This window comes from Fibrivirga algicola, from assembly GCF_011742925.1.
Classification (GTDB): domain Bacteria; phylum Bacteroidota; class Bacteroidia; order Cytophagales; family Spirosomataceae; genus Fibrella; species Fibrella algicola.
On sequence record NZ_WAEL01000003.1, the window covers coordinates 673,528 to 696,182 of the forward strand.

20 protein-coding genes are annotated in these 22,655 nt (G+C 53.8%); 11 read left to right on the forward strand and 9 right to left on the reverse strand.

Annotated features, from left to right (window positions below):
- Window positions 1–60 precede the first annotated feature (60 nt).
- Window positions 61–429: a hypothetical protein gene (locus F7231_RS11190; protein WP_166691947.1), complete on the forward strand. Its 369-nt coding sequence runs from the start codon at window positions 61–63 to the stop codon at window positions 427–429.
- A 106-nt stretch (window positions 430–535) separates the two neighbouring features.
- Here the strand turns inward: F7231_RS11190 and F7231_RS11195 are convergent, their stop codons facing one another.
- Window positions 536–1,363, reverse strand: a complete 828-nt coding sequence (locus tag F7231_RS11195) for a universal stress protein (RefSeq protein ID WP_166691948.1) — start codon at window positions 1,361–1,363, stop codon at window positions 536–538.
- A gap of 186 nt (window positions 1,364–1,549) precedes the next feature.
- On the opposite strand from F7231_RS11195, the gene F7231_RS11200 reads away from it, so the two are divergent.
- The 4 genes from F7231_RS11200 (at window position 1,550) to F7231_RS11210 (ending at window position 3,681) form a co-directional block, all read left to right on the forward strand.
- The gene (locus F7231_RS11200) at window positions 1,550–1,978 is read left to right on the forward strand and encodes a pyridoxamine 5'-phosphate oxidase family protein (protein ID WP_166691949.1); all 429 of its coding nucleotides are present in this window, start codon (window positions 1,550–1,552) and stop codon (window positions 1,976–1,978) included.
- A gap of 13 nt (window positions 1,979–1,991) precedes the next feature.
- The gene (locus F7231_RS11205; RefSeq protein ID WP_166691950.1) at window positions 1,992–2,504 is read left to right on the forward strand and encodes a hypothetical protein; all 513 of its coding nucleotides are present in this window, start codon (window positions 1,992–1,994) and stop codon (window positions 2,502–2,504) included.
- A gap of 289 nt (window positions 2,505–2,793) precedes the next feature.
- Window positions 2,794–2,928, forward strand: coding sequence for a hypothetical protein (locus F7231_RS27620; protein ID WP_262889655.1), 135 nt, complete (start codon window positions 2,794–2,796; stop codon window positions 2,926–2,928).
- 369 nt (window positions 2,929–3,297) lie between these two features.
- Window positions 3,298–3,681: a DoxX family protein gene (locus tag F7231_RS11210; RefSeq protein WP_166691951.1), complete on the forward strand. Its 384-nt coding sequence runs from the start codon at window positions 3,298–3,300 to the stop codon at window positions 3,679–3,681.
- A gap of 4 nt (window positions 3,682–3,685) precedes the next feature.
- Here the strand turns inward: F7231_RS11210 and F7231_RS11215 are convergent, their stop codons facing one another.
- Window positions 3,686–4,804: a L,D-transpeptidase family protein gene (locus tag F7231_RS11215; protein WP_166691952.1), complete on the reverse strand. Its 1,119-nt coding sequence runs from the start codon at window positions 4,802–4,804 to the stop codon at window positions 3,686–3,688.
- A 184-nt stretch (window positions 4,805–4,988) separates the two neighbouring features.
- Between F7231_RS11215 and F7231_RS11220 the strand changes: the two genes are divergently transcribed.
- The 4 genes from F7231_RS11220 to F7231_RS11235 are packed head-to-tail and all read left to right on the forward strand — an operon-like array spanning window position 4,989 to window position 7,525.
- Window positions 4,989–5,231, forward strand: a complete 243-nt coding sequence (locus F7231_RS11220) for a hypothetical protein (RefSeq protein ID WP_085411129.1) — start codon at window positions 4,989–4,991, stop codon at window positions 5,229–5,231.
- A gap of 4 nt (window positions 5,232–5,235) precedes the next feature.
- Window positions 5,236–6,105, forward strand: coding sequence for a universal stress protein (locus F7231_RS11225; protein WP_166691953.1), 870 nt, complete (start codon window positions 5,236–5,238; stop codon window positions 6,103–6,105).
- Window positions 6,106–6,145: 40 nt separating this feature from the next.
- Entirely contained in the window at window positions 6,146–7,018 is an 873-nt protein-coding gene (locus tag F7231_RS11230; RefSeq protein WP_166691954.1) for a universal stress protein, read from the forward strand.
- Between the two features lie 12 nt (window positions 7,019–7,030).
- Entirely contained in the window at window positions 7,031–7,525 is a 495-nt protein-coding gene (locus F7231_RS11235; protein ID WP_208295576.1) for a hypothetical protein, read from the forward strand.
- Here the strand turns inward: F7231_RS11235 and F7231_RS11240 are convergent.
- The 6 genes from F7231_RS11240 to F7231_RS11265 form a co-directional block, all read right to left on the reverse strand.
- Window positions 7,500–8,366 carry a universal stress protein gene (locus tag F7231_RS11240; protein ID WP_166691955.1) on the reverse strand — a complete coding sequence of 289 codons (867 nt, stop codon included), beginning with the start codon at window positions 8,364–8,366 and terminating at the stop codon, window positions 7,500–7,502. The genes F7231_RS11235 and F7231_RS11240 overlap by 26 nt on opposite strands.
- A gap of 21 nt (window positions 8,367–8,387) precedes the next feature.
- Entirely contained in the window at window positions 8,388–9,335 is a 948-nt protein-coding gene (locus tag F7231_RS11245; RefSeq protein ID WP_166691956.1) for a 1-phosphofructokinase family hexose kinase, read from the reverse strand.
- 100 nt (window positions 9,336–9,435) lie between these two features.
- Window positions 9,436–10,701, reverse strand: a complete 1,266-nt coding sequence (locus tag F7231_RS11250; RefSeq protein ID WP_166691957.1) for a hypothetical protein — start codon at window positions 10,699–10,701, stop codon at window positions 9,436–9,438.
- Between the two features lie 3 nt (window positions 10,702–10,704).
- Window positions 10,705–11,739: a zinc-binding dehydrogenase gene (locus F7231_RS11255; protein ID WP_166691958.1), complete on the reverse strand. Its 1,035-nt coding sequence runs from the start codon at window positions 11,737–11,739 to the stop codon at window positions 10,705–10,707.
- A 93-nt stretch (window positions 11,740–11,832) separates the two neighbouring features.
- On the reverse strand, window positions 11,833–12,630 hold the full coding sequence (gene murQ, locus F7231_RS11260; protein WP_166691959.1) for an N-acetylmuramic acid 6-phosphate etherase: 798 nt from the start codon (window positions 12,628–12,630) through the stop codon (window positions 11,833–11,835).
- A gap of 58 nt (window positions 12,631–12,688) precedes the next feature.
- Window positions 12,689–18,379, reverse strand: a complete 5,691-nt coding sequence (locus F7231_RS11265) for a fibronectin type III domain-containing protein (protein WP_166691960.1) — start codon at window positions 18,377–18,379, stop codon at window positions 12,689–12,691.
- A 200-nt stretch (window positions 18,380–18,579) separates the two neighbouring features.
- On the opposite strand from F7231_RS11265, the gene F7231_RS11270 reads away from it, so the two are divergent.
- On the forward strand, window positions 18,580–19,236 hold the full coding sequence (locus tag F7231_RS11270; protein ID WP_166691961.1) for a class I SAM-dependent methyltransferase: 657 nt from the start codon (window positions 18,580–18,582) through the stop codon (window positions 19,234–19,236).
- A gap of 66 nt (window positions 19,237–19,302) precedes the next feature.
- Here the strand turns inward: F7231_RS11270 and F7231_RS11275 are convergent, their stop codons facing one another.
- On the reverse strand, window positions 19,303–21,357 hold the full coding sequence (locus F7231_RS11275; RefSeq protein WP_166691962.1) for an OPT family oligopeptide transporter: 2,055 nt from the start codon (window positions 21,355–21,357) through the stop codon (window positions 19,303–19,305).
- 343 nt (window positions 21,358–21,700) lie between these two features.
- Between F7231_RS11275 and F7231_RS11280 the strand changes: the two genes are divergently transcribed.
- Entirely contained in the window at window positions 21,701–22,639 is a 939-nt protein-coding gene (locus F7231_RS11280) for a hypothetical protein (protein WP_166691963.1), read from the forward strand.
- Window positions 22,640–22,655: the final 16 nt, after the last annotated feature.

The window sequence follows — 22,655 nt, forward strand, 5'->3', positions numbered from 1 at the left end:
CAACCGCTTGCTTCTACCATTCGCCTGCTTCAATGACCTATTTCTAACTGCCGGACAGGTATGAATGACCTTCAGGTATACCCATCCATGACGCGGGCACGTCTGTATCAACACTTCACCGAGCACTTTCCTTACCTGCGACTTCACCTCATAAGGCCCGAAGAAACACTGGAGGCGAACGATGACGAACTAGGTAGCGCACTCCCCCTGCCGACCGATGCTCAACAGGCCAGATTCTGTATAACAGGTTCTATGACAGTGAGTGAGTTGGAAACGAATTTTCGCCGCTATTTCGGCATCAGTGTCATGGTGTACCGCCGCATGGGTTTCGCCTGGCATGATACCGACGACACTCGCCATTGGACACTGACCCACCAAAACCGGAAAGGGGCTCAAGTGTGCGACAATAGCCCGGTCGGGCGCAACTAGCGTGTAGCCATCTGGGGAGGTTGCCTTGCTTTCGCTCATCCTGCTTAACGGGGAATGCCCTTTGACAGGCAGGGGAAACACGTTCGTGGGCCCGTAGCACGTCTAGTCAAGCCTGCATGATAAGCACCGGTACGCTGGCGTGGTTGAGAACGTCTTCGGCCACGCTGCCCACAAAGAGATGATACAGTCCTTTACGCCCGTGGGTGTAAAGGACGATCAAATCAGCCTTGACATTATCGGCGTAAGTTGTTATCCCCTCAGGTACGTTCCTGGCCCCATGAATAGCCAATTCGAAGTTGGTGATACCCTGCTGTGCAGCAAAGTCATTGACCCACTCGCGAACCCCATCAGGATCTCGATTGTCGGAGGGAGTCATCACATACAGAAACTGATGCAGGCCACGGCTCCCCAGTTTAAACGGGTACACATGCGGCGATTTTAACCGATCATCAACGTCGATAGCACACACGACCGTTTCGGGTTTGAAGTTAGCAACAGGCTCTTTTACAACCAGTACCGGGCAGTGGGCATGTCGCACAATGATTTCGGCAGTAGAGCCGATTAGCCATTCGGTAAGGCCCGAAGCTCCCTTCGAGGCCATTACAATCAGATCGGCGGGCCGATCAGTAACAGCGGTAATTAGTCCCTCCCCGTTGGTTAGAGTAACCGGCGTAATGGTCACGCCAGCGTAGGCCGGGTTTGTAACAAATCGCTGTAGCGCGTCGTGGGCCTCCTGTTCCATGTCGGCAAAAACAGCCAGATCAGCAGCCGACGTAATGGGTAATGCTTCACCGTAGGCCATCATCGGCATGGGCTGAATGGCGGAGTGCAGCAAAACAATTTCGCTTTTGTTGCTACGGGCCAGACTTACAGCCACCGACAAGGCATTATTGGTCATTGGGCTAAGATCGGTTGGAACGAGAATGGTTTTCATGGTCATGTTGCCTTATGATGATGACGTAAAACAACGGCTCCCGAATCAGTACACGCATGACAACCAGCACATAACTACCTGATTTAAATTAGGTTGACTAAAATCACACTACTGCCTGACGTAGCTCCGGGGCGAAACCGAAGTTGCTTGGTAGCTTTGATCGTACACCGAAACCCAACGTTGGTTATGCTAAGCGATCTATCTCCCGAAGTAACGAACCACCTGCTGACCACCCAATTTTTCGGTCGCATTGGCTGTGCAGCAAACGGGCAGGTACTGGTCGTGCCCGTTTCGTATTTCTACGATGGACAAGCTATATACGGCCACACCCGCGAAGGAACCAAAACCCAGTTTTTACGGCAAAATCCGGCGGTCTGCTTTGAAGTCGACGAAATATGCAGCCCAACCAGTTGGCGCAGCGTTGTGGTGCAGGGCATGTATGAAGAACTGGAAGGTGATGAACGTACCTACATTGAACAGCAACTGGGCCCCGGGCGGATAGCGCCCCAGAAGTTGGCGCAGAGCGATACCTCCGAATTGTCACCCCTCGATAAATCAGTTGTCTATCGGATTCGCATCATTAAGAAAACGGGGCGAAGCGAGACCAAGGAATAAGTCAAATCAACCCATGCCGCTATCCATGAACATGCTCGATACCCTGGTTGCTATTGCGTACGTGGCAACTAACGCCTTTGCAGTGGTGCAGGTAATTGGCACCTATCGCTGGCCCACAGTTACGCGGGTCCTGTTCGCTATCTTTTTTGGCGTTGCAGCCGTAGTCAACATTCGTACGGTGCTGACAACACCCTGGGTATACCAGAGTTATGCCGATTATTCGGTACCGGTTTACAGCCGGTTCATCCTGGGGCCTTTTGAGGCCATCATCCAACCCATGGTGTTGTGTATTGCGGTTGGTCAAGCCCTGATTGCGGGAACAATGTTTATGAAAGGAGCCTGGTTTCGACTAGGTTGCGTGAGTGGTATCCTGTTTGGAATCTTGATAGCCCCACTTGGGCTGGGGGCCGCTTTCCCAGCTACGCTGCTGCTGTCAGTTGCGTTTTACCGGCTGTACAGGAACAACAACCGGACGACTATTGCCGACGTGATTACAAATCAAAATTTCTACTTACCTATAGATTAAGCTGGCATAAATATTGCTTCATATGAAAGTATGATAAATATCAGTCTTAAAAATGAGATACCGCATAATGTAGAAACTAACAGGACACTAAGTTTACGACATAGTACAAAGTAGCTTTTAATACTCATTATTAGTTAACAAAACCGTAGCAAGAAAGACCAAAGAATTGCCAATAGTGTAGTTGAGATACATAGACAGTGATACTAAAAATTAGGAAGAACAGGGTGATTTTTTAACCCGTAGTGATTTAATCGCTACGGGTTTTTTTTACGCCAAACCTCCATCCGTCATGACCTCTACCTCTTGCCGACATCCCCAGCCGCCTATCCAAGCGCTATTCAACAATACACTGGCCCAAGCGCCGGGCCGAAAGACCGCCGGTCAGAACTTCCCTTCATTTGCCAACTTGGCTGGCAGTTTTTGAAGGGACTACGCACGCTGCATTTTGTAGGGCCCTGCGTACGGTTTTCGGGGCTGCCCACTTTAAAGAGGGGCATCACTACGACGAATTGACCCGCTAAATGGGTCGGGACATTCATGCGCTAGGTTTTACGGTGATGACCGGGGGCGGCCCTGGACGAATGGAAGCCGCCAAGCGGGGGCATTTGAAGCTATCGGCCTTCGGTGGGCTGTAATGTATACATCGTTCACGCCGACATCCTGCATCACTAACCGCGCAAACGATCAGGAAAATAACAAAACGGAGCTATTTCGCTTTATTCGACAAAGCAGGCCGACGCTACCGGACTTTCTCCATCCACTCGGTCACACCCGTTTTAAACCGAATGATGTTATGACTGAGAAAACTGTAAAAATAGCGGCACGTCTGCTGCTGGGCGGCGCCCTGATCGGAGCCGGCGTAAGCCACTTAACTGTAGCCCGAAAAGCTTTCAGAGCACAGGTGCCCGATTGGGTTCCGCTGGAGAAAGATGATACGGTATTGTATTCGGGTGTGGCCGAAATTGCGCTGGGCAGTGCCCTGGTAGCAACCAGTCAAACGCACCAGAAAACAGTAGGTAACGTGGCAGCGGCTTTTTTCACGGCCGTCTTTCCCGGTAACCTGTCGCAGTACGTGAACAGACGCAGCGCGTTTGGCCTCGATACCGATCAGAAACGGTTTGCCCGCCTGTTTTTTCAACCAGTGCTTATTTTCTGGGCGTTGAAGAGTACCCGGTGATTGCCTATATGGCAACACGCCACCTCTGGTAAACGTCTTTATACACCCGAATGGTCCCTTCCTCGTCGATGTCCAGGATATTATAGAGCACAATAACCGGCACAGCCTTAGCGAGCTTTATTGTTTTAGGCACGGCATTGACGGGGCAGTTCGTCAGATACGTAGGGTTGAACTGCTTTTTACCCAGCAGCAGATTAGCTAGTTCAGTTGGTTTTTCCACGCGAATACAGCCGTGGCTCAGCGCACGATTCTCCCGCGTAAACAGCTGGCGCGCGTTAGTATCATGCAGGTAAATGTCGTACGGATCGTCGACATTGAATTTCAGCAACCCCAGTGCATTATCGCAGCCGGTCGATTGGCGAAGTCGATAGGGAAAAGCGCCTACAGACCGTTTCCAGTCCACTGTTTCGGGATCTACCACATGGTCCTGGGCATTGATTATCTGTAGCTTCATGGTTTCTAACAGGGCCGGGTTTTTTCTGATTTTAGGCGCCAGTTCATTTATGGTAATAGACCGGGGTACGTTCCAGTAAGGGTACAGAACCAAACTGGTCATAGATGCCGTAAAACTAGGTGTTGGGGTTTCGGACTTACCTACAATGACGCGGCTATCAAGCAGCGTATTTCCCTGCCGGTCTACCAACCGTAGCGTGGCCGAGGGCACGTTCACGATCACACATTTATCAACCCCAAATCGGTTCAGCCAGCGATACGCGTTCAGTGTTTCCCGCACCTGCTCAATTGTGAGCGAATCGGCCATGTAATCATCCGTGAGGCATTTCATGCAGTATTCTTTCAGTTGCCGATAACGGCGATCGTGCGATTCGAGCGAATCGAGTAAGGGGCACCAGTCGGCACCGGACAGAAACTGCTGCGTCAGGCGGTTGATACGTACCGTATCCAGCTGCTGTTGTACGGTCTGGGCGGCCATTCGGCGGGGAGTTCGGCCATAGACTAGTTCGGTAAAATACCTGGTAAGGCAGGGTGCCTCGGGCTGGTTGCATAGGCTATCGACACCAATCAGAGAGGCGTATAGTTGTAGTCGCGGCCAATCGTCGGATGTTTGGGCAACAGCCGATAAAACAGGTAAACAGCCAAGTAGAAGAAGCCAGAGACGACGCATAAAAATCGGGATAGAAGATGAGTTAGTTGTTGGGCGAAAGTACCGTTCCCATCCGCGTCGGCGCGTGACAGACTTCAGCTAAACGGTTGAACTCTATCAGTATCAGGCCTGATGGCAGTCATGCTGAACAACCTACAAACCAGCCACTTTTGGGGTATCAATTCACTCGTTACCCACAAGAGCCATGACCTTTGAACCGAACGCCCACTTACTCGCCTTTGTGCTGCCTATGTCGTTCAGAAAAGGCGATGTAACGTTCAGTCCCACCGAGTCAGGTGAGGACGTACAGGTACCTATTCCACCCACCAACCGGCCCCGCCACGTGGTCTCAACAGCTCAATTGACGCGCGGTTGGTGGAAAGCGATCGTGAACTGGTCTGACGGGTACCAGCAGTATCTGGAGGAGAAAGTAATTTTTGTCGCTTAACGACATGAAAAAGATCCTTCTGCTGACCGACTTCTCGGAAGCTTCGCACCACGCTCTACAGTATGCCCGGTCTTTTTTCAGCGATACTGCCGTCGACTTTCACCTGCTATGTATTTACCCTGTTGAACCCGACAGTTTTTACAGCCAGAAACACGTAGCTACCACCGCCCGCACGGCCTTCAATGATCAGCTTCATGAGTTAGCAACCAATTTACGCCATGAAGCCATCAATGATTGGCATACGTTCCGCTCCTCGGCATTGGCGGGCAACCTGACCGATGTTGTAGCGCAGGTAACCGGCGCAGAATTATATGATTACGTGGTATTGGGCGCTAAAAAAGGCGGCACCAATGAGTTGTTCGGCAACAGTGCTACGGCCCTTGTTCGGCAATTGAAGACCAACGTGCTGGTTGTGCCGATTGACGCCGTTGCGAATCGGATACGCCAGGTCGTGCTGGCTGCCGATTTTGGACAGTTGAAAAACTGTGCCCAACTAGTACCTGTCAAAGAATTGGTGCTGCTCAAACGAGCGACTCTCACGCTACTGACGATCGATACACCTGGTAAAAAGGAAACCAATTATGAGCGGGAGGTTCGCGTTCAGCAGTTTTTGGCCCCGCTCAACACCCCCATTGCCCGGTTACAGGCCCCCAGTGTGCGGCAAGGAATCAGCCTCTATCTGGATGGCCACTCCGTTGATCTGCTGGCCGTTATTCCTAAACACAAAGGCTGGACGGAGACCTTGGCAGGCCAAAGTATTACCCGATCACTGGTGTATACGCCACCTGTGCCGCTGCTCACCCTGTACGACAACGGCAGCAGCGACGAGCACTACCTCATTGATGATCTATCGAACCTGGATTGTGCTCTTTAACCTGCTACAGCTAGTAGTATAAACCCCACACTAGTCTACCATGAATAAGGTTCTATTGCTAACCGATTTCTCAGTTGCCGCGCGGCATGCTATCTCGTTTGCGCAGGCTCTGTTCGACGACACAGCTACCAGCTTTTGTGTGTTGAATGCCTTTGAACTACAACCCGAACTAAGTTATGGCGGAGCTATTTTGCTGGCCGAAGAGCGGGAAACGGCAGAGCTGGCTATGCACAATTTCCTTCGCCTGATTACCAAGCCGCCAGTGCCTGCCCACCATACCTACCGCACCCTAACGGCGTTGGGTAGCCCGGAAACTGCCGTTGAATCACTACTTACTCAGGAGTTGTTCGACCTCATAGTGGTGGGTGCTTCAGGATCCGGTTTCAGCGAGTTTTTCGGCAGCGTGGCTACGGGTCTGATCCGGTCGGCCAAAGCGAATGTGCTGGTAGTGCCTGCCTCGGCACCGATCAGGCCGCTCGAACGGGTAGTATTGGCCACCGATTTTCGATCGGTCAACGACATCGTGAGTTTAGCATTGCTGAAAACGCTGGTGGCACGCAAAGCCGCTCAGCTAACGGTGCTGACAATTGAAAATCCGCGACAGGAGAACAGCAAACCATCTGAAATCAGTAAAGAATACATCGAGCAGGCATTCGATGAGGTGCAGACCGATTTGTACACAATTCACGACGAAGATGTGCTGAATGGCATCAATACGTACCTGGATATGCACAACGTTGACATGTTGGTGGTGCTGCCGCATCATAAGCGCTTTTTTGACCTCCTGCTTAACAAAAGTGTGAGCCGATCTATTGCTTACAACCCACGCGTGCCCCTGCTGGCGTTATACGACGCAGAAACGCCTGCACCTAAACTGGCCGGGCAAACGGTTGACGTCATTCCCTTCATTTAACAAGGCTGATTCATGAGAACGTCAACCTACCACAAGCTAACAGATGTGCATCTGCTACATCGTATCTGGCATAATGAGTTGGAACTGGCCCAACACGAAGTCATATTTTGGAAAGACCTGCTGGGTACGTTAAGCGAGGTGACCCATCCGAAAGAAGCCAATGCTCAAACCTGGCAGCTGGAGATTGACCAGTTACATCACTTTAAACGCCTGACGACCCGGCTACTCGATGAGATTGCAACGGTTGACCAGCAACTGGCGATGGGCGTTCGTTCCAACCAGGTGCTGGACAAGGAAACGCGAATTGATCACCGCTATCTACGCGAGGAAATGGATAGCTTCCACGCCGATTTTCGGACGTTTAAAGCCACTATTCGCCAATACGTGGTCACAAAGACCAGGTTAGTCCTCCCAGGTAACTTACCTAAGAGGACTAACGGATACGCTCCCGATTCTACTGGCAGAATCGGGAGCGTATCCGTTAGTTTAATAGGCCCTGCACAGTAGCAAGCACGGTCTCCTGGTGCAGCGGCAGGGCCAGGACCGAAATTGTTGCGTGGTTAGCCACATCTTCGGCAATACTACCTTGAAGTAAATGACGAAGCCCCCGCCGACCGTGGGTACCCAGTACGATCAGATCGGCCTGTTTTTCGTGCGCAAAGGCCAACAGCCCTGTTTCCACATCATACTCATCCTGTTGATTGAACGAGCACCCACTCAGCTGGTAACGTCTGGCAAAGGCCTCCATACGGGGTAGTAATTCGTGCGTCGGCACAAAGTGGTTGAGCGTATTAATGTAAAGCAAATGCACGGCTGGATAATCGAAGGCATCGAACAGCATTTGCAGAAAATCGATTGAGGCGTCGTACTGACCGGCAAAATCAGAGGCGAAAACGATCGTTTTCAAATCGAGATAGCCAGGGGGATTTTTTAGCACCAGCAGTGGCATAGTCGCCCGTCGGATGAGGTGTTCGGCCGTTGAGCCCAACAACAGTTCTTTCAGGCCACTGGCCCCGGTAGAGGCCATCACCAGCAGGTCGGCGGCAGCAAATCGCGGGTCGTCCAACAAGTCGGCCGGGTCAGCAGCGGTTAACGCATGCGTATGAACGCGCAAGGCATTAAGGGCGGGCGTTGCTTTTAATGCATCAAAGGCAGCCTCAATCACGATCAGGGCATCGAGGTGCTGCGCATCAGCATCGTGGATACGGGGCGCATAACCGGGCATTAGTCGTTGCAGCACGTGAATCAGATGCAGGTCGGCATTGAACAGGCGGGCCAGTTGGGCCACCACGGGCAACGCTTTAGCCGCCTCGTTGGAAAAATCGGTTGGAAACAAAATGGTTTTCATAGTCTCAGTTGAGGCGAATTGTTAAACGTGTTGGAGATGACTCTGTTGCTGGTTGATCCAGAGCAGTAGCCGGTCAGCATCGGCCTTCTGAAATAGTTCAGTGCCTGGATTCAGGGTGGCGGCAGTACCGCAGGCCACGCCCAGCCGAATCATGTCGGCATAAGGTTGTCCCTGCGAAAGAGCATACACTATACCACCAACCAGACTATCGCCTGCTCCGACTGTCCCTTTCTTTTTAACCGGGGGAGCCTGTATAAACTCATGACCCTCGCCCGTAACCAGCACGGCTCCACGTGGCCCCAGTGACACGACCACCACCTCACATTTTCCCGCACGGATGAGGGTTGTGGCGGCTTCGTTGATCTGTTCAGGCTCAAGTTGATCGACGCCTAGCAGGCGGGCCAACTCACCCAGATTTGGCTTAATCATGAACACCCCCTCTTCCAAGGCCAGCCGTAAGGGTTCGCCGGCAGTATCGAGTACCAGGCGGTATTGTCGGTCTTTGGCCAGTCGGGCAAGCTGGGCGTAAAAATTGGCGGGTAAACCGGGGGGCAGGCTTCCACTAGCGACCAAATAATCGACCGATTCGGGTAGCGTCTCTACATGCGCCAGACAGGCCATGGCTTCACCCGCCGTGATCGTAGGGCCGGGTATTCCCAACCTGAACTGCTGGTTGGTCGTGGTTTCGGTCACCACAAATGCCTCGCGGGTGCCGTCTTCGATACCGATAATCTGATAGTTGATCTGCTCTTTTTCGACCAATCCCTGCAAGGTAAGGCCGGTTGGGCCGCCCGATGTAAACAGCGCAAGCACCTGACCACCCAACCGCCGAATGGCCTTGGCCACGTTAATTCCACCTCCACCAGCGTCGTAATGGGGTTTCGAGCAATGCAGTTTGTGCTCAGGAAGTAGCCGATCAACCGTCATGCTAACGTCTACGGCCGGATTGAGTGTCAGGGTAACCAGCATATCGAATGAGTTTAGTCTTCCCTAAAGATGGGGTACCCGATGCTGACACACCCTGATGGCAATTGGCTCGGTGACTGATCGCTGTCAGGTACGTGCTCTGCTACCGCTGCCGGGCTTCGTTGAGCCAGACAGGAAATTCGATCAGCAGGCTGTTGAGCAGGGCGGCCACTTGCCTGGGCGAGCTGCCTGTTGGCAGAAAACGGCCCAGCAGCGTTTGGTGAATGGGGTTGTCGTGCGCCAGCAGCACATCCTCGGCGTAGTGAGCCAGCTTGTCGGGCGGTAACAGGTTTACAAAACCAGCCGCCAGACTCGTTGGCAGCAGCATACCCGATCCGTGCACACCTACCACCACATGGCTGCGGGCATACTGCGCACACCAGGTACGTTCCTGTACAGGCGAGAGAGGCGAAGGCAGGCGCAGATCGTTTACTGACGCTCCAAATCCGGTTGCCGGGTCAGCGGCGGTTAACCCAGTCACGCTGAGTTGAATGACTGGGTTTAGTTGCTGAAGGTGACTGGCCAACTGCCGGTACCGACGGACCTGCCAGCGTATCCAGAACGAGCGCGTTTTTGAGACCAAACCAACCCGCTGACTAACCCGGTACGCCAGGCGCTCCCAGCCAAAACGCAGCCAGAGCCGATCTTCGCGCAGCACAAACGTGATCTGCCGAACCGCATCCTGATCGAAGTGATTCAGGTCGAATTTCGGGGTACGGGTAAAATCGGCGAAGCGAATAGTGCGGTGGTCGAAGTGATTGTACCCGTGACTGAGCCAGACCGTCTTGAAACGGGCAAGTTGCTGGTTGATAAACGCATCGAGACCGGGTATGGGCCGGTTCAAGGCCGCCAGTGGCGTATCGACCACCCAAATTTCGGCTACGTAGTCGGGAACCAGCCAAACCAGCGAACGGGGTACAATGGCAATAGTGGGCCGGTCTGGATGCTGGTCGTGATGGCGTTGTGCGTTGAACAACAGCATCAGCGCATGGCCATAACAGGCATCAAGGCAAACGAGCAGGATGATCGCCGAAGGCTGGTCAGTAACACTAATGCTGCCACGGCCCGGCACCACGGAGACAAGGCAGACCTCGGTACGGGGCGCTGGTTGGGCGCAACACGTGACCAAATCAAGCAGCCAGCGACCGCGTCCGGCCACACGGACGTGCTGCCCGGTATAGCTAACAGCCACCGGAAATCGGTTGAATTGCCCGATGGGCAGGGTTTGGTGGTATAATGTGGCACAAACCGGGCAAGTCGACTCGGCCAGTGTTACGGCTCCCGCGAAACGTACCTGACCAGCCGGATTGGCCGCGTTACAGGCCGGACACTGGGTCGGGTACGTTAGGTCGGGAGACAGCTGAATCATGCGTCAGGCAATCGACAGCACTAGTTTACCCAGTTGTTGCCCGGCGTGCAGGCGGTCGTATGCCGCCTGGGCCTCGGCCAGGGGCCGAACCGAGTCGATCACGGGCCGAAGCTGGTGCTTTTCTACAAACCGCAGCATATCGGCAAATTCAGCGTCGTTGCCCATGGTAGTGCCAAAAATCGATAGCTGCTTAAAGAAGATAACCGACGGTTGTACATCGGTTATTTTGCCGGACGTACCCCCAAAAAAGGCGATTCGCCCAGCCGGAGCCGCTACCTGGGTCAGCTTCGCAAAATCGGGTCCGGCGGCACTGTCGATGATCACGTCGAAATAGCCCGCTTTACTTTGGGCGGCATCGCCGTTGGTCGCCAGTTTTAGCAGGGTTTTGTGCCAGTCGGCTTCTTTGTAATTCACACCGCCTTTGGCACCCAGTTCGCGGGCTTTCGCCAGCTTTTCATCTGAGCCTGACGTTACCCACACGTCGGCCCCGGCCGCCACGGCAAATTGCAGGGCAAACAGGGCCGCGCCACCGCCAACGCCCGTAATCAGCACCCGCTCGGGATTTGACTGGCTCAGGGCAGCCCGCGACATCAGCGCACGCCAGGCCGTGAGGCCCGCCAGCGGTAAGGCAGCGGCTTCGTCGAACGATAAGTGCGAGGGTTTATGGTAGACGTTGGCCTTCGAGATTACGATTTTTTCGGCGAACGTGCCGGCCGTGGGCATTCCCAGAATGGTGAAGGCCGGGCTGTTCACCGCATGGTTTGCTCCCCAGTTCAGCGCAGGGTTGATGATTACCTCACAGTTCAGCCACGACCGGTCGACGCCCTCGCCCACGGCCGAGACAATGCCCGCCCCGTCGGAGCCGGGGAATACCGGCAGCACAATGCCCGGATACAGGCCCTGTTGCACAAACACATCGCGGTGATTGAGCCCAGCGGCTTTCACATCGACCACCATCTCGCCTGGCTGAGGCACAGGATCGGGTACGTCGACCAGCGCAAGCGGCTGGTGCAGGGCAAGGAGTTGAATGGCTTTCATGGAATAACATTTTGCTGTTTGTCGTTTGTGGTTGTGCTGCTAATCGACCATCTCTGTGGCCTGGCAGCACAACCACAAACAGCAAACCACAAACTATTTATAATTATCAATTGCTCCGCGCACGTTGCCGAAGCGGTTCAGTAGGTCTTTAGCTTCCGCTTCTGATACACCCAGCTCGTCCATAACCATGTAGGCGGCGCGTTGTTGGAGCTTGATGTTCGACAATTGCATATCCACCATCTTGTTGCCCTTCACCCGCCCCAGTTGAATCATGACGGTAGTCGATAACATATTGAGGGCTAGCTTCTGTGCCGTGCCGGCCTTCATGCGGGTGCTACCTGTCACAAATTCAGGGCCCGTGACCACTTCCACCGGAAACTCGGCTGCCTGCGCTACGGCCGAACCGGGGTTACAGACGATACAGCCTGTGAGACAACCGGCTTCGCGGGCGGCGTTCAGCCCACCAATTACATACGGAGTACGCCCCGACGCGGCAATGCCGACTACGGTATCGATGGCCTCGATTTTATAGGCGCTCAGGTCTTTCCAGGCTTGCTCGGGATCATCTTCGGCAAATTCGACGGCTTTCCGGATGGCACCGTCGCCCCCGGCAATCAGGCCCACTACCAGGTCGTGCGGCACGCCGTAGGTAGGCGGGCACTCCGACGCATCGACCACCCCCAGCCGACCGCTGGTACCCGCGCCAATGTAGAACAGCCGACCGCCTTCCCGCATGCGGGTCGTCACTTGCGTAGCCAGCGCTTCGAGTTGCGGAATGGCTTTTTCCACGGCCAGCGGCACGGTCTGGTCTTCGCGGTTAATATTCACCAGCAGGTCGCGCACCGACATCTGCTCTAAATTATCGTAATGAGACGTTGTTTCGGTAATCATAATCAGGTACGTTGCAGCAGGCAAAGCTACCGATTTGAACCGAAACGCCTGACTTCATCTATTGTGTTGGTTTTACAAGGGAGGTGGCACCCATTTTCAACTGCCCACCCCCTTCGTAGAAAATCCGTTTAGTATAGCCTGTATAGCTAGTCGGTACCGTAACGGCATGACGCAGCAATACGGCGTCGGTTGCGGTTGGAACGCAGTTGCACGACCAGACGGCAGCGTCGTTCCAGGCACCCGTTTTTACCGTGTATATGCTCGTTTGCCGCTCACTGATCAATCTAAACGCCGTTGTGGTCAGGTAAGGTGACCCCCCTGCGCACTCACCACGAACCTGCCACTCATATTGAGTCCCATTGGTCAATCCACTGAGGGTGTACGTCGTGCCGTTGATGCCCGACACGGTATTCCAGGTATCAGCACCTGCTTCGCGCCATTGCAATGTATAGGGTGTGCCGCCAAAGATATCGTTCCATAGTAGCTGTGCCGTCGAACTGGTTTGCTGGCCCACCCGCTGATGTATCACCAGGGCGCAAGTTGTTTGAAACGTCAGTGGCGTATCAAATTGTGTGCGGCAATCGGGACGTACCTGCCATTCATACGTTGTATTATCTGCCAGACCAGTTAACCTATAAGGAGCCACCACACCCGACTGTGTAGTCCAATTGGTGGTTCCTTTCACGCGCCAGCCAACCGTATATAAATTCAGATCGTCGGTACCATAACTCGTTGTCCAGGTCAACGATACGGCATTGGCGCTGACTGGCCTGGCGACCTGGCTATAGATAAAGCTTCCCCCGCACTGCGTAGAAAATGTATTCCAATACAAACCCGACGATTCGGGTGTACACGCACTGCGCACCTGCCAGTCGTAAGAGGTATTGGGTTCCAGGCCTGACAGCATAAACGATTTAGCCGTTGTCGTCGCCTGGTTCCACTGGCTGGCCCCTGAACGCCGCCACCTCACTACGTAGTCAGGTCCGCCCTCACTCCAGGTTAATCGCGCCTGGGTAGACACGGCCTGCGTTGATGCGTAGTAGGCTGGCAAACACTGCGTGGTAAACCGATGCGGACTACTGAACAACAGGGCTGTGTTTCCGCCACATTGGTCGGCTACCGCCCAATCATATGTTGTGTTGGCGCTGAGCCCCGTCAGCGTAAACGGACTGCTGCTGATCCCTGTTCGTACAATCCAGTTTGTTGTTCCTACTACCCGGTATCGAACCGTAAATTGGGCGGGATTCGAATAAGCGCTCCAGTATAACGTAGCTGACGATAAATTAACCTCAGTGGTACCGCCATCGAAAGGAGCCTGGCACGAGGCAGGCGTACGGAATGTACCCACCGACGTAAATGCACTACACGTTGGCGCAGCCCGCCATTCGTAGCTGGTGGCCGGCGACAGCCCGGTCAATGAACCAATTGCCCCACCAGATGGGAACGACACCGTATTCCATGACACACTACCGCCAATCCGCCATTGCACCACTACCGGCATTGCTTTCGTTAACGACCAGTATACCGAAGCCGCCTGGGCTGATGAAGCCGTAACGGTTACAGTTGTGAACGTCGGGCAATTCATGGCAAACTGTGTAATGTTGCTGTAAACAGCTGTGCTATTGCCAGAGGTCTGAGCCAGTCGGGCTTCGTAGGTAGTACCGGGCGTCAGATTTTGTAACAGATAGGTTGTACTGGTCAATGAACCTGTGCTAAACCAGCTACTTGCCCCTACTACCCGCCACTGAAGTCGATATGCTGTCTGGTCGGCCTTGTTGATCAACAGACGGGCAAAATCGACGCCCGTACTATCGGCCCAGAGCGAGATCGTGGGCAAACTTGTAGTTTTCGTGGTAAACGTGCCGGTTCCGGTGTAAATGGGTAAACTACCGGGTGAGCAGGTTGTCTGAAACCGGTACTCATAGGCAGTACCGGGGGTCAACCCGGTAAGCTCCACCAGACTACCAGTTGCTGCTGCTTCGATCCAACTAGTGCCCCCTGCCTGTCGCCACTGAATGATAGTTGGCGATCCAGACGTTGACCAACTGATGCGAGCCGACCGCTCCTGCGTATCGTATACATAAAATGACGACACCGCCCGGCAAACGGTCTGAAACGGACTAACACTACTAACAGCCCAGGTGTCACCTCCTTCACAAACACTCCGAATACGTACCTCATAGGCGGCATTGGTCGCAAGGCCCGTGAGCGAATAGCTCGTACTCGTCTGCGGACTGATGTCGGTCCAGGTGACTGCGTTCGCAAGCCGATATTGTAAAATTGACTTCGCCAGCGTGGCCGGATAGTAGCTCCAGGTTATGTAGGCCGACGTTGCCGCTGCGGTAGCATACACACTCGACGCGGCCGTTACGACGCAACCCGTCACAAACGACTGGATCGCTGTATAGTCTGACAGTACGCCATCGCCGCAATTGGTCGCCACCCGCCATTCGTAACTGCTGTTGTTGGCCAGACCGGTTAGTGAGTAAGCCACGGTTGCCCCATAGGCCATGCCGGGTACAGCAACGGTTGTCCATGTGGCGCTACCAGCCTGCCGCCACTGGAGCTGGAATGGGATATCTGTCGACGTAGCGTACCACGATAAATTGGCAGAGGTCGTACCAACCGCCGTTTGAACCGAACCGACCACTGAACAGGATACGGCATAGTAAGCCGTGTACGTATAGTCAGACCCCGGTTGACCAACAGCCCCGGCACGTACCTGAAATTCGTAGGCAGCGCCAACGGTTAAGCCCAACACCGGAACAGAGAGCGATGGATACTGGCCAACAGCGGTAGCAGCGGGTACACTCACGGTGGTCCAACTGGTTGTTCCGGCTAGCCGATATTGGATCGTAAACGCGGTTCCTGTTAGTTCAGCGGATGAAGCAGCCGGATATTTCCAGGTGACATTCACTGAATTACCGGATCGAAATCTGACACTCAGGTCTGTAGGGACTTGGTAACGAATTGACACACTATTGCCCACAACAGCACTCTTCAGGCCAGGGGCGCACACCCGTTGTACGGTATACTCGTAGGTAAAGCCTGGTTGTAGATTGGTCAGCGTGTACGCAGAGCCCGTTGTCGTTTGCTCTGACAGCCACGTAGACGCTCCCTGCTGCCGCCACTGCAGGTCGTAGGTATCCGTAGAACCGAGCGCAGACCACACGATAGTGGCCCGCGTATTATCTACCTGATACGCATAGCTACTACCACCCGTACTCGGGCAATTTATGGTCATTACAGGCCCATCAGCGAAGGGCGAACTGATACCGGCTTCGCAGATAGACCGGACCCGCCACTCGTAGTTCTTGCCAGTTGGTAAGCCATAAAACGTGTACTGCTTTGTAATTATGGTCTGGTTCTGCGACTGGTCAACTTCGTTGGCAGGTACTGTTTTAACAAGCCAGTTAGTTGTGCCTGCTTCCCGATACTGAATCTCGTAGAAAGCAACGCCTGCTGCCCCACTCCAGCGCACAGTAACGGCTCCGGCAATCACCGAGATAATTGAAAAACCAGTGGGTGTTCCGCCACAGTAGGTCGAAAACGACTGTATAGCCCCAAATGCCGGAGCTGTACCTGTTGTTGAGCAGGCCGAACGTACCTGCCACTCATAGACGGTGTTGGGCGTAAGGCCCGTCAGCGAAAACATACTGGCGACAATATTGGGTACCGAAAGCCAGTTGGCTTGTCCAGCGGGTCTGTAATTCAGGTCATAGGGCGGATACGAATCATTTCCGTACCACTGGACCGAGGCAGTTGTCGTCGCAACTGACGTGCTGTAAAAAGAAGTGGGTTGATTACAGGGAATAGTAAACGACTCGATCGTGGTGCTGTAGTCCGACCCAATTGTAGGCGTACACATCCGACGCACTCGCCATTGATACGTTACACCCGTTGTAAGCCCCGTTAAGGTGTAGGGTGAGGTGGTCAGGCCTGTTACTGTTGTCCAGGCTGTAGTACTGGCTGGTCGCCATTGTAATTCATACGTATCAGTTGATTTACTCGAATACGTATTCCAGTTCAGACTAACTGAATTCGACGTTAGTTTATAGGCGTATGGCGAGAGATAAGCGGCCTGACAGGTTACCGTGATACTATTCGTTGGCGTAAAATCAGAGAAGTCTGTGGGTGAACAGACCCGTCGCACCCGCCATTCATACGTTGTGTTCAGCGTTGGCGAATTAAGCGAATACCCAGTTTGGGTAATTCCGCTCACACTTGTCCAATCCGTTGTTCCCGCCACTCGCCACTGCAGTTCATAAACGCCGTCTGAGGGGCCACCCCACGAGAAATTAATTCCATTGTTTATATTGACGCTGGCTGAAGAATACTGAGGACTATCACATCTGGTTATAAAAAGTTGCGTGGCACTATAGTCAGACGGTGTTCCCTGGGCGCAGGCCGTCGCAACGCGCCATTCGTACACTGTATTGTTAGACAGTCCTGTTACTGAATAGGGTGAACTGACCGAACTGATCGTTGTCCAGTTGCTGGCATTCGCCAGGCGATATTGCAGAGTTGCCACTGTCTTCGCTGTCCAGCTCAGATCAGCCCGGCTACTGCCAATATTTGATGACGTTACATTAGTCGGCAGATCGCAGCGGGTGATAAACTGTACCGACTGCGACCAGGCCGATTTGTCCGTTCCCGAACAAGCCGAACGTACCTGCCATTCGTAACTTGTATTGGGTGTCAACCCCGTCAACCCATAATCAGTACTGGTCAGATTGGCTACGTCGATCCAGTTTACCGCGCCAATAGCACGCCAGCGCAGGTCTGTCGCAAAAACACCAAGCGGATTTGTCCAGCGCAGTTCGGCTACGTCCGTATTCGGAACCGATGTGTACAGTGAATTGGGCGATAGACATTGGGTCTGAAAGGTAACCGGCGAGGTAAAGGCTGACGTAGCATTTGCCGAACAGACAGTCCGTACTTTCCATTCATACGTTGTGTTGTTAGCCAGTCCATTCAGGGTCATCGACGTACTGGTATTCGCGTTGACGCTGGTCCAGTCGGTAGCGCCAGCTACTCGCCAGTATACGTCGTAAGAAGCGCCTGATGCGCCACTATACCAGTACAACCTGGCTGATCGGAAGGTAACATCTGTTGTATAGCTCCCTCCTGGCAAATAGCATACAGTCCGAAACGAGAGGGGAGTCGAAAAAGCAGAGGTATCGCCTGGCGAACAAATGCTACGTACCCGCCATTGATAATCAGTATTATTAACCAGGTTAGTTAATGTACCGTAGGCCGATGATTGCACGGGTCTGTTGATCCAAGCTGCTGCCCCCGCCACTCTATATTGCATCTGGTAGGCTGGGGACTCATTACCGTAAAACGACCAGCTAACCTGAGCCGATTCAGCCGAGATCGTGCTGGTATATAGGCCTTGTGGTGTTTTACATTCCGTACTGAATGACAGCGAATTGGTAAACGCCGATGTATCACCAACCGCACAGATACTACGCACACGCCATTCATAACTAGTGCGGGGCACCAGATTTGACAGTGTTACCGACGATGATGTACTCACTCCATTGGATGTCCAGCCTACCTGTCCATTAAATCGGTACTGAACCTGATAGGTAAGTGAACCTCCCCCAGAATTATACCAGCTTATTTGCGCCGATTGGCTACCGACTGAACCCGTATAGGGTGACTGAGGTGCCTGGCAGGTAGTTTGGGCAAAGGCGAACCGGGAAATAAGGCCCAGAACGACAATAAGCAGGTCGCGAACAAGCATAAAACAGGTGTGGGCACGTAGGGAATGGCATGTCTTGAGAACACCCTCCGTTGACGATAAGGTACTCTCGCAAACTGCTTATACTCAACAAAACATGTGCCGAACTATAGCCGATAAGCAAATTACGTATACACAATTCAGCTACGACTTTTTTAGCGCGAAAGGCTTAACGAATCAGCCATATCAGGGGTTAATTAGTCATGGCGCAACGTACCCAACTCAACCCCAATCTTCCGGCGAATTATTTCCGGAAGTATGATGAAACATCCGACGATGAATTTTACCGGTCGGCCCGACTGGTCGTGCATATCGATGATCCCGCTATTGCGGCGACCACAGCCCTTTTCCGTGAAGTGCTACCACCCGGCGGGGCCATTCTCGATCTGATGAGCAGCTGGCGCAGTCACCTGCCCGGACGCGGGACCGCCACCGATGTAGCGTATAGCCGCGTGGCGGGTCAGGGCATGAACGAAACGGAACTGAAGCAGAATCCGCAACTGACAGACTATATCGTGCAGAACCTGAATCAGAACCCAACGCTGCCTTACAAAGACGGCGAGTTCGATGGTTGTGTAATGACGGTATCGGTGCAATACCTGACGCAGCCTGTCGCTGTTTTTCGGGAAGTGGCGCGGGTGCTGAAACCGGGCAGCCCTTTTATTACGGTGTTCTCGAACCGAATGTTTCCGACCAAAGCCGTTGCCGTCTGGCAAGCCCTCGACGATGCCGGCCATGCTGAGTTGGTCGAAACATATTACGACCAAACGGGGCTGTTTACGGATATCCGCACCCATGACCGCAGCCCAAACCCAGGCCAGAGCGACCCGCTGTTCGCTACGGTTGGCTATAGAAAATAGTCTATTTTCTGTGGCGTCACGACTACTTAACGACGCCACAGAAAACGGATCGCAAACGCCTATTACCTATTTCTTCAGGCCCATCCAACCCAGTGTACCGGCCAGAGCAGCGAAGAATAATGCACCGAGCAGTTGATAACCGCCATCGCCAAAGGCACCTTCCAGCGCCGGTTCGAGCGACAGCTTCGACAGAGCCGTGTACACACCGTCGTTAACGGACAGGAGTGCCACCAGCACGCCAGCCAGCGCGCCACCCGCCACCAGACCCGTGGCAAAGAGATTACCTTTGCTCAGGTCGTCGGTTTCTTCCATTTCTTCTTCCAATGGCTGCCCCGTTTGAGCCACAACCGGCTTCTTCTTGCGCCAGTCGGTGAAGGCTTTCACGCAACCACCCGCGAAGATGGGCAGCGTTGTTGACAAGGGCAGATACAGACCAACGGCGAAGGCCAAGGCGCTTACGCCGATCAGCTCAAATACGAAGGCCAGCACGGCACCCACCAGCACAAACTGCCAGTCGAGGTTAAACGATAGTAACCCCTTGATGAGCGTGGCCATGAGCGTACCCTGTGGCGCGGGAAATTTGTCGGTACCGATGGCGTGCGTGATGCCCTGCGCCACCAGATCGGGCGTGGGTGTGTCGAGCAGCTTCACGGTAGCACCTACTACCAGTGACGATACCACAACGCCCACCAGCAGGGCCAATTGTTGCGCGCGGGGCGTAGCCCCCACGAGGTAGCCCGTTTTTAAATCCTGCGAGGTGGCACCGGCGTTGGCGGCGGCTACACAAATCAGACTACCTACCACCAGAACGGCAGGTTCATAGGTACGTCCCGTGAGGCCGATACTAATGAAGATCAGGGCCGTGCCCATGATGGTAGCAATGGTCATCCCTGACACCGGCGATGAACTTGACCCGATCAAGCCCACGATGCGGCTGGCAACAGTAACGAAGAAAAAGCCAAAAACGAGCACCAGAATGGCAATCAGGGCTTTGGTCAGGTACGTATCGCCGGGGATTTGGGGGAGCAACACCATCAGCACGGCCAGTACGATACAGCCGATAACCACAAAGCGGCCGCTCAGTTCACGGTCGGTACGCAGGATACCACCGGGTTGGTTCGCCAGTTCGGCGTTGGAGCCAGCGCCACTTCCAATGGATGCTTTAAACGACGATACAATGGTCGGAATAGTTTTCAAGAGGGTCATGAACCCACCGGCCGTTACGGCCCCAGCCCCGATTTGCCGAATATAGGCCCGATAAATGGCGGCGGCAGTGTCGGAAAAGGTTTTCGTTTCAGGATTCCAGCCACCCGGTCCGCCCGCTTTGGCGAGGTCGGCGAGGTAGCCCAGTTTCTGAAGTTGTAGCGCAATGGTTTCGCCCGGCACCACCGAAGCCAGTAGGGGAATCAGGCCGAGCCACGCCAGAAAACCACCGGCCACCAGCACCGCCGAAATGCGAAAGCCAATAATGTAGCCCACGCCCAAATACTCCGGCGTGATCTCACCCGCGACCTGCGCTGATGGAAAATAGCGATTCACCTGGTTGGTAGCCCAAACAGGCACCTCAGCAATAACATGCAGCACCTTTTGAAGGGCCGCGTACAGAAACGCCACGCCCAGACCCAGGTAAGCCGTTTTGGCAAAATCGCCGCCTTTTTCACCGGCAATCAGCACTGACGCACAGGCGGTTCCTTCGGGGTAAGGCAACGTGTCGTGTTCCTGCACAATGAGCGACCGGCGCAGGGGCACCATCATCAACGTACCTACCAGACCGCCCACGATAGCTAGCGTCAGGATAGTCCAGTAGTTGAAGAAGTCGGCTGAGGCGCCATCGGTCAGGAAAAGGAAGCCGGGCATGGTGAACACAACACCCGACGCGATACTCTCGCCCGCCGACCCGGTAGTCTGAATGATGTTATTCTCCAGGATGGTCGTGTTCAGAAAACGTCGCCCCAATGAAATGGCCAGCACCGAAATCGGGATAGATGCCGAAACGGACAAACCGGCTTTCAGCGATAGGTAGACCGTGGCGGCTCCGAACAGCACGCCGAACAGCGCACCTACAATAATGGCCTTGACCGATAGTTCGGCGGGCGATTCAGAAGCAGGAATGAAAGACAAGGGATCGTTTAGGGTTTAGTGGCTGATGTATGCAGTTCAAAGTTGCACCGCTTACGCCTAAAGTTGGCATAGAACCCCGCAACTTTAGCCAGCGCATTGATTATTCTTTTACGATTGGCAGGAATGGCACGAGCGGATATATAAGCAACAATAAGCTCATCATCAGAAAGTTAGTCAACAAAATACGCTTCTCAACTGTACACAGACACCAGGCAGCGGCGAAAATAAAGCAGACCTATGCAACACCAGCGTGCAGGAACGGTGTCTATACCCTTGACTAACTTCACCACTGACTCATTTTGGTAGCTATATGTTACCAAGTGCAGCATAACCTGCTCAACACATGAAAAGCATACTCTTACTATCGCTGCTCAGCGTATTCCTGCTGGCCTGCAACCAAGTAACCGATACTCAATTCGCTCCGACCGAAACGATTCCGGCAAGTGCCATTCAGGCTCTTACCGATCAGTATCCGGGAGCAGCCGACATACTCTTCAAGACCCTGGAGAAAGGGCGGGTGTGGCAGGTGAATTTCACGCAGAAATCGGTTCGCTTCAGCGCTGCTACCAGTCCGCAAAAGCTGTTGATCGCCTACCAGTTGCAAACCCAGGCGGTGCCGGATTCACTGGCCTCCCTGGTTCGCAATACCGTTATTGACGGAGGTACGTTCACCAATCTCAGAGTGCAGAACTATAGCTGGTTCAGAGATGGCGGCAACAATGGGCAGTTTATTTTTGCCGACTACGACTGGCTGGGAAACCGCTACACGTTTCGCTGGAACGTTACCAGCCTGAACAGCCAGATCACCTACACAACCGAACTGCTACCCAGCAACCAGCTGGAATTCCGGACCGAAACGCTGCTCGACCTCCCACCCTCTATCCAGCAATCGCTTGCAGCGCAGGGGGCCGTGTTTAGTTACGCGCTGGTAACCGTTGATGCCCAGGGCAAAAAGCAGTATGCCGTTTCGGCGCAGCAAAATACCACTTATTACAACCTCACCTATGAGGAGAACGGTCAGTTGGTTGCCGCCACAGGATCGGCCAATGCCCAGTACTACTCGTTCATCAATCAGTTGCCGAGCGCGATACAAACGTACCTGCAACAAACACCTGAGTTGGCGGGATTCAGCAATAGTGGCCAGTTTAGTCTGCTCAGGAAAAGCCAGTACGCGGGCCTAACCACCTACACCGTCAATGTGCAGAAAGGTCGGCAAACTTGGTTCATGACGTTCGACCAACAGGGGCAGCTTGTGCAACGGACGTACCTGAATCTGGTGTAGCCACTGGCTAATCGCT